Annotated in this window: 14 protein-coding genes and 2 tRNA genes; 1 reads left to right on the top strand and 15 read right to left on the bottom strand. The window is 44.1% G+C overall.

Annotation, left to right across the window (positions count from 1 at the left end):
• Nucleotides 1-426 precede the first annotated feature (426 nt).
• On the top strand, nucleotides 427-1,059 hold the full coding sequence (locus tag CCU_RS05445; protein WP_015533866.1) for a hypothetical protein: 633 nt from the start codon (nucleotides 427-429) through the stop codon (nucleotides 1,057-1,059).
• A 306-nt stretch (nucleotides 1,060-1,365) separates the two neighbouring features.
• Here CCU_RS05445 and CCU_RS05440 read toward each other — a convergent pair.
• The 15 genes from CCU_RS05440 to CCU_RS14715 all read right to left on the bottom strand — a co-directional run.
• A tRNA-Ser gene (locus CCU_RS05440) sits at nucleotides 1,366-1,454 on the bottom strand.
• A gap of 40 nt (nucleotides 1,455-1,494) precedes the next feature.
• Nucleotides 1,495-1,580: transfer RNA gene (locus tag CCU_RS05435), tRNA-Ser, on the bottom strand.
• 46 nt (nucleotides 1,581-1,626) lie between these two features.
• Nucleotides 1,627-2,400, bottom strand: a complete 774-nt coding sequence (ispD, locus tag CCU_RS05430) for a 2-C-methyl-D-erythritol 4-phosphate cytidylyltransferase (protein WP_015533865.1) — start codon at nucleotides 2,398-2,400, stop codon at nucleotides 1,627-1,629.
• A 54-nt stretch (nucleotides 2,401-2,454) separates the two neighbouring features.
• Nucleotides 2,455-3,477 (bottom strand): tRNA (adenosine(37)-N6)-threonylcarbamoyltransferase complex transferase subunit TsaD, encoded by a 1,023-nt coding sequence (gene tsaD, locus CCU_RS05425; RefSeq protein WP_015533864.1) that lies wholly within the window; start codon nucleotides 3,475-3,477, stop codon nucleotides 2,455-2,457.
• Between the two features lie 27 nt (nucleotides 3,478-3,504).
• Complete coding sequence (locus tag CCU_RS05420; RefSeq protein ID WP_015533863.1) at nucleotides 3,505-4,419, bottom strand: ribonuclease Z; 915 nt, start codon at nucleotides 4,417-4,419, stop codon at nucleotides 3,505-3,507.
• 40 nt (nucleotides 4,420-4,459) lie between these two features.
• Nucleotides 4,460-4,675, bottom strand: coding sequence for a hypothetical protein (locus tag CCU_RS05415; protein WP_015533862.1), 216 nt, complete (start codon nucleotides 4,673-4,675; stop codon nucleotides 4,460-4,462).
• A gap of 138 nt (nucleotides 4,676-4,813) precedes the next feature.
• Complete coding sequence (gene rimI, locus CCU_RS05410) at nucleotides 4,814-5,272, bottom strand: ribosomal protein S18-alanine N-acetyltransferase (protein WP_015533861.1); 459 nt, start codon at nucleotides 5,270-5,272, stop codon at nucleotides 4,814-4,816.
• Entirely contained in the window at nucleotides 5,265-5,990 is a 726-nt protein-coding gene (gene tsaB / locus CCU_RS05405) for a tRNA (adenosine(37)-N6)-threonylcarbamoyltransferase complex dimerization subunit type 1 TsaB (protein WP_015533860.1), read from the bottom strand. The genes rimI and tsaB overlap by 8 nt, the downstream gene beginning before the upstream one ends.
• Nucleotides 5,987-6,424 carry a tRNA (adenosine(37)-N6)-threonylcarbamoyltransferase complex ATPase subunit type 1 TsaE gene (tsaE, locus tag CCU_RS05400; protein ID WP_015533859.1) on the bottom strand — a complete coding sequence of 146 codons (438 nt, stop codon included), beginning with the start codon at nucleotides 6,422-6,424 and terminating at the stop codon, nucleotides 5,987-5,989. The genes tsaB and tsaE overlap by 4 nt, the downstream gene beginning before the upstream one ends.
• Nucleotides 6,425-6,486: 62 nt before the next feature.
• Nucleotides 6,487-6,966 (bottom strand): deoxycytidylate deaminase, encoded by a 480-nt coding sequence (locus CCU_RS05395; RefSeq protein WP_015533858.1) that lies wholly within the window; start codon nucleotides 6,964-6,966, stop codon nucleotides 6,487-6,489.
• Nucleotides 6,967-7,168: 202 nt separating this feature from the next.
• Nucleotides 7,169-8,374 (bottom strand): aspartate kinase, encoded by a 1,206-nt coding sequence (locus CCU_RS05390; RefSeq protein ID WP_015533857.1) that lies wholly within the window; start codon nucleotides 8,372-8,374, stop codon nucleotides 7,169-7,171.
• 133 nt (nucleotides 8,375-8,507) lie between these two features.
• Complete coding sequence (locus tag CCU_RS05385) at nucleotides 8,508-9,707, bottom strand: homoserine dehydrogenase (protein WP_015533856.1); 1,200 nt, start codon at nucleotides 9,705-9,707, stop codon at nucleotides 8,508-8,510.
• Nucleotides 9,708-9,833: 126 nt separating this feature from the next.
• On the bottom strand, nucleotides 9,834-10,946 hold the full coding sequence (gene prfB / locus CCU_RS05380) for a peptide chain release factor 2 (protein ID WP_161171985.1): 1,113 nt from the start codon (nucleotides 10,944-10,946) through the stop codon (nucleotides 9,834-9,836).
• 23 nt (nucleotides 10,947-10,969) lie between these two features.
• Nucleotides 10,970-13,543, bottom strand: coding sequence for a preprotein translocase subunit SecA (secA, locus tag CCU_RS05375; protein ID WP_015533855.1), 2,574 nt, complete (start codon nucleotides 13,541-13,543; stop codon nucleotides 10,970-10,972).
• Between the two features lie 166 nt (nucleotides 13,544-13,709).
• Nucleotides 13,710-13,843 (bottom strand): sigma 54 modulation/S30EA ribosomal C-terminal domain-containing protein (locus tag CCU_RS14715; RefSeq protein WP_243440922.1); only part of this gene is annotated, 134 nt, incomplete at its 5' end.

The following is a 13,843-nucleotide window of genomic DNA, read 5'->3' as shown; positions in this document are numbered from 1 at the left end:
GATGTTTGGCATCAATAGGAATAGGATCCAGATATAATGAGAGAACATTTAATATGTTGGTTTTTGAAAGAAACGATAATGCAGGAGGACAGCCGCAAGCAGGATATGGAATGAACCAGCCGAATAATATGATGGGAAGATAAAACATCATAAATGACTGTAATTATGAGAATAACCCAAGTTCCCGGTTTCCATGAGACCGGGAACTTTTATATTATGTGATGTTTGTGGAGAGCCGTTAATACCAGTTTATCAAGTGTAACCTACTTCTTGATAAAACGTCATGCGGTAACTAACTGATTAACAAATAAACAAAGAGACTGTGGTCGGAGCCTCGTATGAACCATCAAGTGGTAGGAAAAAAACACCAACCCACAGTATCTTAAAATAGCATAGTCAAACCTATAGAAAAGGTAAAGAAAGACTATGACTTTATATAATAGTAGGAGGAGAGACAATGTTTTTTCAAAGAAAAAATCAGGTGCTGAATATCATGCTATGAAAGAAAAGGTGTTAAAAAATTTTGAAATGTATCAGCATGTTGATGAGTATGAAAACCCACATGTAACAAGGGATAAGTGGAGTGAAGAGGTGACAGATGCGAAAACAGTATATAAATTATCAAAAAAATATGCTGATATAGAGGCAGATGTTGGAATTTTAAAGAATGTATTTGAACAGTCAAAAGAACGAGAACAGTTTTATTCCCATGTTGCAGATGCCCTTGATTTTAAATTTGCTGTATTGCATGTCAAGACTGAATTTGAAGAATATGATGATGCTATAAAAGATGGTGTAGATTTGGAAAAAGGTGAAGAATGGTATACAAAATGGAAGAACCTATTTGAAAAAACAGAGAAATTATATAAGGATAGGAACAAGTATGCAAACGATGAATATGATTCGGAAAAATTACCTGATATATATTATGATTCAATGTTTTATTATGCATTTTACACGTTTTATTTAATTAATTGTAATGAAAATATAGAAGCAAGAGGCGAAGTGCTTAGAAAACAGAAAATTTTATCAGAAGCACTGAAGATTACAGGCAATTAGTAAGGGGTGTAAAGAACGAACTTAAATTTAGATTATTAAGAGGTGTTATTCATTTTGATCTTAGTCAAGAATGGGTTGAATATGCTAAAGCCTTTGGTCATGATCCTAGTTCAATAGATGGAAAATTTGAAAGTGAAAGAAGAAGTTCATATGTAGAACTTAAAATCCTAGCAGATGGCTCAAAGATAAATAGACCATGTTCATGGGAACCATTAGAGTGGTATTTATATAAGAGGGGATTATGGTGTGCATATTCTTATCTTTTATATAATAGTATTATATAGCTCTGATACTAAGTATGTCTAACGGAGAAGGAGGGATTTGAACCCTCGCGCCGCTATTAACGGCCTACTCCCTTTCCAGGGGAGCCCCTTCAACCGCTTGGGTACTTCTCCAGTATCAAGCGCTTGAACTTTCATTATATATGAAAGTCAGCGGAGAGAGAGGGATTCGAACCCTCGCGCCCTTTCGGACAAACGGTTTTCAAGACCGCCTCGTTATGACCGCTTCGATATCTCTCCAAGTTGTTTTTGTTCGTCGCCATCAACCGGCGACTTGTACATATTATCACTTTACCATCTTTGTGTCAACATCTTTTTTCAAAAAATTTGAAGCAATTTTTAAATCCTCAGGAGTGGTGATTTTCAGGTTCTCATACGCCCCCATTATCACCTTCGTTCTGACGCTGCTATAACGCTCCACTATCATTGTGTCATCCGTTATAACCTGACATTTGTCATGCGCCAGTCCATCATAACAGGTAAGCAGAAGTTCCCTGTTAAAACTCTGTGGAGTCTGAACCTGCCACAGCCTGGATCTATCAGGAGTATCCACTCCCATCTGATCCTCATCTACTATCTTGATGGTATCCTTCACAGGTACACCCACTGTACACGCAGAATATATCTTTACTGCATCTATGGAATCTGTGATGATTTTCTGGGTTATGCATGGTCTCGCACCATCATGGATGAGTACATACTTCGCACCATCCGCCGCAATAAGTCCATTATGTACGGAGTCATAGCGCTCTGCCCCACCGGTCACGATCTTCCTGACTTTGGTGATGTTGTACCTGTCTACTATGTCATTTCTGCAATATTCTACATAATCCTCACCTGTGACAAGGATTATGTCATCAACCGGACTGTCCTGAAAGGCCTTGAGCGAATAATACAGTACGGGATAATCCCCCAGCGTCATAAACTGCTTAGGTATATCGCTGTGCATCCTGCTGCCCTTTCCGGCTGCAAGGACTATTGCCGTGACCTTTACTTCATCCACTGTACCAAAGATTTCTATATTTGATTCCTTGTAATCAGCATTATCCGCATCGCCCATGTTCATCTTCTCCCTAGTAGTAGTCTGACACCATCACACACTTGACCAGGCTGGTTATCTCTCACCCAGCTTGAGGTTTGGTATGGCATTCAGATCCCATCCATGTCTTGTTCCATTTATGTATTCGTAGTATCCCGCTGCACCTATCATGGCCGCATTGTCCGTGCACAGTATCGGCGATGGATGATACAATGTAAGCCCAGCCTTCTCACAGGCCGCCTTCATGCTGGCTCTGAGAGCAGAATTGGACGCAACTCCGCCAGCTATGGCTATCTTATCCATATGGTATTCCTTTGCCGCAGCAACCGCATGCTCTGTGAGCACTTCCGTTACTGCTTTCTGGAATGATGCTGCCACATCGGCATCATTGATCTGCTCGTCTCTCATATGAGCCTGATTGATATAGTTGAGCACTGCGGACTTCAGGCCACTGAAACTGAAGTCATAGGCTGATTCTGCCACCTTTGCCCTTGGAAATTCTATAGCGTCAGGATTGCCCTCCTTCGCCTTGCGATCTATCTTCGGTCCTCCCGGGTAACCCAGTCCTATAGCCCTTGCTACCTTGTCAAATGCCTCTCCTGCCGCATCATCCCTTGTTATTCCCAGTATCTCAAACTTGCCGTAATCGACTACCTTTACAAGATGTGTGTGACCTCCTGACACAACAAGGCACATGAACGGAGGCTCAAGCTCCTTGTTCTCTATATAATTCGCTGCTATATGACCTTCTATATGATGCACACCAACAAGTGGTATATCTTTTGCAAATGCTATGGCCTTGGCTGCTCCCACACCAACGAGAAGAGCGCCAACAAGCCCCGGTCCATATGTGACTGCAACCGCATCTATGTCATCCAGTGTGCACTCTGCCTCTTTGAGCGCCTGTCTTATGACCTGTGTAATCTTCTCTATGTGCTTTCGCGAAGCTATCTCCGGCACAACGCCTCCATAAAGTGTATGGATATCTATCTGTGAATATATTATATTTGACAGTACGTTTCTTCCATTCACAACAACCGCTGCGGATGTCTCATCACATGAGGATTCTATAGCCAGTATCTTTACATCTTTCTCCATAATTCATCTCACCTTTGTCGATCTATTCTACTCCTCCGAAAACTTGAGCGTTGTTGTCGTCCTGTCCTTTGCTGCAATAGTTCTCGGGAATATCTCTCTTATCTCATCCATAAACACCGCCGGTTTTGCCATCGACGGACTGTAATGTGTAAGCCACATCTCCCCCACATCTGCCTTTGCCGCTATGGCCGCAGCCTCCTGCATCATCATATGCTTATGCTCTATAGCTTTTATCTCTTTCTCCTTTTCGCCGTACATGCCCTCGCATATGAACAAATCTGATCCGGCTGCATACTTCTCTATAAGGGGGGTCGGTCTGGTATCTGTGCAGTATGTGAGCTTCAGGCCCTTGCGGTCAGGACCAAGCACCATATCAGGAGTATATATGTGTCCATCCTCCTCGTATGTGTTGCCCTTCTGCAAGCCATTCCAGTATTTCATTGGAATCTCATTCTCTCTAGCTCTGTCCACGCTGAATTTTCCTGTTCTTGGAAGCGAAAGGGAATATCCATAACATGTCACATTGTGATTCACCCTAAATGCATCCACCCTGAGATCCTCCCACATAAAGCTCTCCTCAGCCTCCGAGAGCTCCTGGAACCTGATCTCAAACGGAAGCTCAGGCGCTATAACCCTGAGAGAATTGACTACCTTCTCAAGTCTCTTTGGGCCAACCATAAGAAGTGGCTCCGTTCTCTCGGCATTGCCTATCGTGAGCAGCAGCCCCGGCAATCCGCTTATATGATCTGCATGAAAATGTGTGAAGCAGATCACATCTATCTGCTTAAAGCCTATCATGCCCTGCTGACGCATTGAGGTTTGGGTTCCCTCTCCGCAGTCTATCAGCATCTCGTGTCCGTTATATCTGACCACGAGAGATGTAAGTGCCCTGTATGGCAGCGGCATCATCCCTCCGGTCCCCAAAAGACATACGTCTATCATCTTCTATCTCCATTTCTAAGGCAGAGTCTATATGCATACTCTATGCATACTCTGTCACATCATCTATCCTTGGAGGTATGACACATTCATTTACAAGTCTGTCGTAACAGTCCTCACACATCCTGAGTGTGTATTTTCTGCCATCCTTGCGTGAGAAATATCCCCACTCCTTCTGAATAAGGACGTAATCCTCCTTGTTATGCATATCTCCAAATACAATTATCCTTCCACACCTATTACATCTGATCTCACTCATATTTATCTCCTGTCCGACTGCACGCAGCCCTGTTATGAGTCTGATTATAAGCCAGATCCTTCACAGAATATACCGACAATGTTTTCCAGCCGTGCAAATGTGGTCTCCACGCACTGTATATTCTGCATATATCTATTACTACAACTGTTTTTGCATAACCAGACCATCCTCCACCGGTGAGTCGTAGTATTTTTTTCTTGTAGAAATTTTTATAAATCCAAACTGCTCATACATAGCTATCGCAGCAGCGTTGGATTCCCTGACTTCCAGAAATATGCTCTGCACATTCCTGTCCTTGCAGTCATCGATCATGGCTTCCATCAGCTTAAAGCCGATGCCACGACGTCTTGATCTGGCATCCACTGCTACCCTGAGCAGATCTGCACTGTCACACACCGCCGAATATATGATATAGCCGGCGATTTCTCCTTCAGAAGTCTCAAGGATCTTGACATGATCGTATGTCCCCTGTATAGATGAGGACACCATCTCCTCATTCCACGGATGCGAAAACACCGCCATCTCAAGTGCAGCTATCCCGGCCAGGTCTTTCATATCTGCCAGTCTCGGGCGTACATGGGAAAAACAGCTATTCATGTCCATCATTCTCCAGTTTTGCCTTTTCAGCTCTCTCCCGCTCTGCCTGTGACTGTCTGAGATATTCAGGGGCAAATGTATCCCCCTCCTCATACTGTCCGGCTGCATATCTCACCTGGGCTGCGGCTGCCACCGAGCCAGCTCTCTGCTTATTCATGTGTGCCGGAGCAAATGCGTAGTCTGCCGTCATCTTCTCTTTTAAAATATCAGCATACACATCTATTCCATCTCCCACAAATATAACCTTTTCCCCTCTCTCATTGAGTTGGTCTATAAGGTCAGCAATATCCATAGGAGTCTGATCCATTATCGTCTCAAGCCTGTCATCACTGTTAAAACTGTAAAGTCCCGTATACACCTGTTTTCTTCTCGCGTCCATGATAGGGCAGATAAGTCTGTCAGTTCCCCACACATTGTATGCAAGCCCCTCAAGTGTCGGCACCGCAATAACCGGTATATTCCATGCAAGTGCAAGTCCCTTGACCGTCGCTGAGCCTATCCTGAGTCCTGTAAATGATCCCGGTCCTGCAGCAACAGCCAGCGCATCAAAGCTCTCTTTGTCCGTCTCTGTCATCTTCACGATCTCTTCCAGCATAGGAAGCAGTGTCTGGGAATGTGTCTTCTTGTAGTTGGTTGTATATTCAGCTATCAAATTATTGTTCTCGACTATGGCAACGCTCGCCACAAGTCCCGAGCTGTCAAATGCTAAGATCTTCATATCTGATCATGCCTCTCTTCTATCGTAATACGCCTGTAATCAAGGCCCTTTGAAAGGTCCTTCTCTATGTTGATTCTGGTGTATGTGCCAGGTAATATCTCCTCGATGAGGTTAGCCCACTCTATAAGACATACTCCATCTCCATACACCATCTCATTGTAGCCTATCTCATCCATCTCGTCCACATCGCCGATCCTGTACACGTCAAAATGATACAGAGGCAATCTGCCCTCGTCATACTCCTTCACAATAGTGAAAGTAGGGCTGTTCACCACTTCAGTGATTCCAAGTCCAGCTGCCACCCCCTGGGATATTATCGTCTTGCCAACTCCCAGATCTCCATATATACAGTACACCTGGCCAGGAGCTGCATTCTGTCCAAGCTGCACTCCTGCATTGTAGGTTTCTTCCTTGCTATTACTCTCTATGACCATATTCTCTCCTGTCTGTCATACATATGTGTTCTCTCCGGTATTCCGGAACTATTCTGTTACCTCTAAAGATTGAGCGTGATCTTCCTGCCTTTTGCTTCAAATGGTCTGTATGCAACACCAGCCATGTCAAACATTTTCTTGGAGGCTATGGTGCTCTCTGTCATCGCATACTTGTCTGACATATACACTACTTCCTTTATACCGCACTGAATAATAGCTTTGGCACATTCATTGCACGGGAACAGAGTAGAATATATGATCGCATCCTTGAGATTGCCACCTCTGTAATTAAGAATAGAGTTCAGCTCCGCGTGGCATACATAGAAATATTTGTTGTCAAGCGGGGCTCCGGACTTTCCCCACGGCATTGTGTCATCGTCGCATCCTGCCGGCATACCATTATATCCCATGGACAGAATTCTGTTGTTCTTGTCCACTATACACGCACCAACCTGCGTTGACGGGTCTTTGCTTCTCTCTGCCGACATCATCGCAATGCCCATAAAATACTGATCCCACGATATGTAATCTGTTCTCTTCATACCCTGACTCCTTTCAAATTCTTTTATGTTCCCGCCTTATACGGGTGCAGCCGCATGAAAAGCGCTTCGCGCGGCGTCTGCTTCATCATAAGGAATCCCCCGCCTTAACGGCGGTTCCCCCTTATGATAATTTACGCCGGAGTTTCCCCCGGCGTATATTGTAAGGTCCTGCAGAACAGAACTTCATATGATTCTGTTAGAATTAACGATCGCCGAGTGCGAACTTGTCATGGATCGCGTTCATTGCGCGCTCTGTATACTGCTCGTCGATGAGAACTGTAACTCTGATCTCTGATGTTGAGATCATTCTGATGTTGATGTTCTCATCATAAAGAGCCTCGAACATCTTGGCTGCAACACCTGCATTTGACTGCATTCCTGCACCAACGATAGAAACCTTTGCAACATTCTTGTTGACATCTATGCTCTCAAACTTGCCTATGTTGTTCTTGATGATCTCCTCTGCTTTGTCTGCATTCTCATCACTACATGTGAATGTAATATCCTTTGTTCCATGTCTTCCTACTGACTGCAGTATCATATCTATATTGATGTCATTCTTTGCAAGCAGGTTGAAAAGCTTGAATGCAACACCCGGTGTGTCCTCTAATCCTACAACTGCCACTCTCGCTGAATCTGCATCCGCTGCAACTCCACTAACTAACATCTTCTCCATTCCAGTATCCTCCTTAACTATTGTACCCTCTGAAAAATTGAGACTTGAACGAACAACCAGCTGAACACCGAACTTCTTTGCAAGCTCAACTGAACGGTTGTGCAGAACGCCTGCTCCAAGTGTAGCAAGCTCAAGCATCTCATCGTATGTTATCGTATCCAGCTTACGTGCGGTCTTTACCTTACGTGGATCTGCTGTATATACTCCATCCACATCTGTGTATATCTCACACGCATCAGCGTTAAGTGCCGCTGCAAGTGCAACAGCTGTTGTATCTGAACCACCACGACCAAGAGTTGTGTAATCGTCATACTTGTTAATTCCCTGGAATCCTGTGACAATAACTATCTTTCTCTGCTCCAGCTCATGTCTTATTCTCTCAACATCGATTCTCTTCAGACGCGCATTGCCATACACTGAAGTTGTATGCATTGCCACCTGGAATGCGTTCAGAGAGATTGCAGGAACTTTAAGAGAATTCATAGCCATAGCCATAAGCGATACGGACATCTGTTCACCTAATGTAAAAAGCATATCCATCTCTCTCTTAGGTGGATTCTCATTTACCTGCTTAGCCATATCTATCAGCTCATCTGTGTATTTACCCATCGCAGACAGAACTACGACTACGTCGTTCCCCCTCTGCCAGTCCTCAATACATCTTTTGGCCACGTTAAAGATTCTTTCGGTATTTCCAACAGAAGTACCACCAAACTTCTTTACTATTAACATATTGTCCTCCTGATCGCTCATTTGAAAATTTGTATATTTAACTCTTCACCGGAGCGGTCCGGTAAAAAGAAATAAGCCTTTTGTAAAATACCGCAATTCGACTAGGATTGCAAGGTCATTGAATAATATTGTACTAATCCAGCACTCTAAGAGCACTCTTGACACCAATCTTATTGCAACATGCCTCAAATTCACCCTCTGTGATCACTGCTGTAACAAATGCCTTTTCATCGAGATCAGAATCGACATACTCAACATCACCAAATACCGCCTTGATGGCAGCCTCATTCTTCTCATCTGTTCTGACAAAGAATCTGCTCTCTGAGTCCGCAAATGTACCCATCTCAAGTTCTTCGTCCTCCCATATGATAGGAACATGTCTTCCCGCATTCTTCACTGCATCAATAACGTCTGATACAACCGCAGACGCTGTTGGAAGCTTTCCGGCGCCCTTGCCGTAGAACATTACGTCGTCAAGTGCATTACCATGTACAAGTATGCCATTGTATACATCATCTATCTTTGCCAGCGGATTGTCATGTGGAAGCATGACCGGGGCAACATATGAATATAGCTTGCCGTCTGTTTTTCTGGTTGTTCCGACAAGTTTTACAGAGTAACCCATCTTATCCGCATACTTGAAATCATCTGTTGTTATCCTGGTTATTCCCTCCATATGTATCCTGTTGTAATCCAGGTTCTTGCCATATACGAGAGATGTAAGTATAGCTATCTTTCTACACGCATCGCCACCCTCTACATCAGCCTCAGGATTGCGCTCCGCATATCCGAGCTCCTGTGCCTGCTTCAGCACTGTCGCATAGTCAGCCCCCTCTTTATCCATCTTGGTTAGGATGTAATTCGTTGTACCATTGAGTATTCCTGTGATCTCCGTAACATCATCCGCAGTTATGGATGTGTTAAGTGGTCTTATAACAGGAATTCCACCGCCTGCTGATGCTTCAAAGAAGAAATTGATATTGCTCTCTCTGGCAATCTTTATAAGCTCAGGTCCATGAACGGCCACAAGCTCCTTGTTGGAGGTTGCCACACTCTTTCCGGCAAGCAGGCACTTCTTGACAAATGTATATGCAGGCTCAACACCTCCCATAACCTCCACAACGACGCTTATATCATCATCGTTAAGTATATCTTCAAAATCATGGGTGAGAATGTTCTCGACAGGATCCCCAGGAAACTTCCTGAGATCAAGCACTCTCTTAACGTTTATCTCCTGTCCAGCTCTCTTGTTAACAATATCATGGTTGGTGTTAATCACTTCCACAACTCCTGAACCCACTGTACCATAACCTAATACTGCTATATTCACCATGTTTTTATCTCCTTCTTATCTCCTTTTTCTGCATAATAATGCAAGTTTAGTACGTCATTACTTTATCAGTATAAAGCGTCATTGTCAAAGACTAATTTCTTATCATCAAATGACTCTCATGTGCTGCTACACCTCAACCTTATTCACCCATTTGAGATAGGCTGTCATAAATCCATCAAGATCTCCATCGAGAACCGCCGATACATTGGAATTCTCGTATGCTGTACGTTTATCCTTGACCATGGTATACGGTTGGAGCACATACGATCTTATCTGACTTCCAAAACCATTGTCAGTTAACTCTCCGCGGATGTCCGAAATTTTCTCCAGATTCTCCTGTTTCTTCAAAAGATAAAGTTTGGACTTCAGCATTTGCATAGCCTTATTCTTGTTCATGAGCTGTGATCTCTCATTCTGGCACTGAACAACTATACCGGTAGGATAATGTGTGATTCTGATGGCCGATGATGTCTTATTGATATGCTGGCCACCTGCACCGCTCGATCTGTAGGTATCTATCCTTATATCTTCATCCCTGATCTCTATCTCCAAATCCTGCTCTATATCCGGTATGACATCACAGGATGCAAACGAAGTCATTCTCTTGCCGGCCGAATTGAATGGTGATATTCTTACCAGTCTGTGCACTCCCTTCTCTGACTTGAGATATCCGTACGCATGCTGCCCATTTATCTGAATGGTCACAGACTTTATACCAGCCTCATCGCCCTCAAGGAAATCGAGCACCTCAACACTCATGCCGTGCTTTTCTGCCCATCTGGTATACATTCTGTACAACATACTCGCCCAGTCGCAGGACTCCGTTCCGCCCTCTCCTGAATGGAGTGTGAGTACCGCATTACAGTCATCAAACTCGTCAGTGAAGAGAAGATTTATCCTATACTCCTCAAATTCCTTCGTAAATATATCTATCTGCTCCCCTATCTCAGGCACAAGACTCGGATCATTCTCCTCCTCCGCCATCAGGATCAGTGTATCTATATCCACATAGTCATTCTCAAGCTTCTTATAGTTGTCAACCAGATCCTGAAGTCCCTTCAGTTCCTTCGATACCTCACGGGATCTGTCGATATCATCCCAGAAATCCGGCTGTTCCATCTCATAATTAAGCTTTGCTATTCTGTCTGTCTTGTTTTCAATGTCAAGGGATGACTTGACCTCCCCCAAGGGATCCCTATAGGAGGCCATCGTCGCCCTGAACTCATCCAATTCTATCACTTGGTTTCTCCTGTATCACGTATTTATGCGTTCTTACCGCAGCAGTTCTTATACTTCAGACCGCTTCCGCATGGACAGAGATCATTTCTGCCTATCTTCTTGGCTTTCTTTACAGGTCCCCTTGACACTGTGTCATCCTTATTGGTTCCTGTAACCTTATTCACCTCTTCACGCTCAATCTTCTGCTCAACCTTTATTCTGAGAAGAAGCTTTACAGTATCCTCACGGATCGCTGCTGTCATGTCATTGAACATGTCATATCCTGCGAATTTGTATTCTACAACAGGATCTCTCTGGCCAAGTGATCTAAGTCCGATTCCCTGTCTCAGATTATCCATGTCGTCGATATGATCTGTCCACTTTCTATCTATAGTCTTGAGGAGTATAACTCGCTCGATCTCTCTCATCTGATCAGGATCACCGATCTCTTCCTCCTTGGCAGCATAGAGCTCAAGAGCTTCATTGTACAGTCTGTCCTTCAGCTCGCTGATATCTGCCTTTTTGATCTCCTCTTCGGTAAGTGTAACCGGCTCAGCAAATGGAACTATGCCCCTTATCATGTCATCCAGCTCTACCTGATTCCAATCCTCAGGTGCTGTCTCTGATGAGCATACCTGATCTACTGCTGCATTTATATCATCCTTTATCATCTTGAGGATAACCTCGTGCATGTTCTCGCCGTCAAGAACTCGTCTACGCTCCTTGTAAATGATCTCTCTCTGCTCGTTGTTAACACGGTCATACTCAAGAAGATTCTTTCTTATGGCAAAGTTGTTACCCTCGATCTTCTTCTGTGCCTTCTCTACGAAGTTGGAAATAGTCTTATGCTCTATCTCCTCGCCCTCAGGTATCTTAAGGGTATCGTACACTGACATAACTCTCTCTGATCCGAAAAGTCTCATCAGATCATCTTCCAGTGACAGATAGAACTTTGACTCTCCCGGATCTCCCTGTCGTCCTGAACGTCCACGGAGCTGATTATCGATACGTCTGCTCTCGTGTCTCTCTGTACCGATGATCCTGAGTCCTCCGAGCTCTGCAACACCCTCGCCGAGCTTGATATCAGTACCACGTCCTGCCATGTTAGTCGCGATGGTTACCGCATTCTTCTGTCCAGCGTCTGCAACTATCTCAGCCTCAAGCTCGTGGAACTTGGCATTGAGCACCTTGTGAGGTATCTTTCTCTTGGACAGCATATGACTGAGTTCCTCTGATGCGTCGATATTGATCGTACCGACAAGCACCGGCTGTCCCTTTCTGTAACTTATATTAATCTGCTCAACGATCGCATTGAGCTTTTCTTTCTTAGTCTTAAATATAGAATCCGGCTGATCTATTCTCTGTATAGGTCTGTTCGTAGGAATGACAACAACGTCCATTCCATAGATCTCTCTGAACTCCTCTTCCTCTGTCTGGGCTGTACCTGTCATACCTGCCTTCTTGTCAAACATGTTGAAGAAGTTCTGGAATGTGATCGTTGCAAGAGTCTTGCTCTCTCTCTTGACCTTTACATTCTCCTTTGCCTCTATAGCCTGATGCAGACCATCTGAGAATCTACGTCCGGGCATGATACGTCCGGTAAACTCATCAACGATGAGTACCTCATCATCCTTCACCACATAATCTCTGTCTCTGAACATGAGGTTATGTGCGCGGAGTGCCAGGATGATATTGTGCTGGATCTCCATGTTCTCAGGGTCTGAGAGGTTGTCAATATGGAAGAATTGCTCTACCATCTTCACACCATTTGCAGTGAGCATGACGTACTTGTCCTTCTCATTTACAAGGAAATCTCCATCCTCCTCTATCTCTGTCTTCATGAGCATATCCATCTTGGATATCTCTCCATCACCCTCACCTCGCTTCATCTGTCTCGCAAGGTAATCACACATCTTGTAGAGCTCTGTAGACTTGCCGCTCTGACCGGATATGATAAGAGGAGTACGTGCCTCATCGATAAGAACTGAATCCACCTCATCGATTACACAGTAGTGAAGATCTCTCAGAACAAGCTTCTCCTTGTAGATTACCATGTTATCTCTCAGGTAATCGAAACCGAGCTCGTTGTTGGTAACATATGTAATATCGCAGTTATACGCCTCACGTCTCTCGTCTGTTGTGGAACTGTTGAGTATGATTCCTACCTTAAGTCCGAGGAATTCATGCACCTGCCCCATCCATTCAGCATCTCGCTTTGCCAGGTAGTCGTTGACAGTTACAACATGGACACCCTTTCCTTCAAGGGCATTCAGATAAGCAGGAAGTGTTGATACAAGTGTCTTTCCTTCTCCCGTTCTCATCTCTGCGATTCTTCCCTGATGGAGAACTATTCCTCCTATGAGCTGTACCCTGTAATGCTTCATTCCAAGTACACGGTATGCAGCCTCTCTCACAACCGCAAATGCTTCTACCAATATATCGTCTAACGTCTCGCCGGCAGCAAGTCTGTCCTTAAACTCTTGTGTCTTGCCCCTCAGCTCTTCATCTGAAAGTGCCTGCATCTTCTCGTCGAGTGCCTCTATCGCATCAACTATAGGATTGATCTTTTTCAATTCCTTCTCGCTGTGCGTTCCAAATATTTTCTCAAACAAACCCATGTTGTTTTTGACCTCCTAGCTATCGTTATTCAGGGTACATTCTAACATCATATGACATTTATATCAAGCAAAAAGGAGACCTTCTATAACCGAAAGTCTCCTTTAAAATACTATATTCAATTATCATCGGCACTTATATTAACCGTGCTTTTGCCAATATCTGATCTTAATATTCAGGCTCGATGATTCCGTATGTGCCGCCCTTTCTCTTGTATACGACATTGACCTCATCTGACTCTGCATTCCTGAATACATAGAAATTATGTCCAAGCAGATCCATCTGGATACATGCATCCTCTG

Origin of the sequence: Coprococcus sp. ART55/1 (assembly GCF_000210595.1) — a bacterium.
GTDB lineage: Bacteria > Bacillota > Clostridia > Lachnospirales > Lachnospiraceae > Coprococcus > Coprococcus aceti.
Note: the sequence above shows the minus strand (reverse complement) of the source record. Positions and strands in the feature narration are given on the sequence as shown.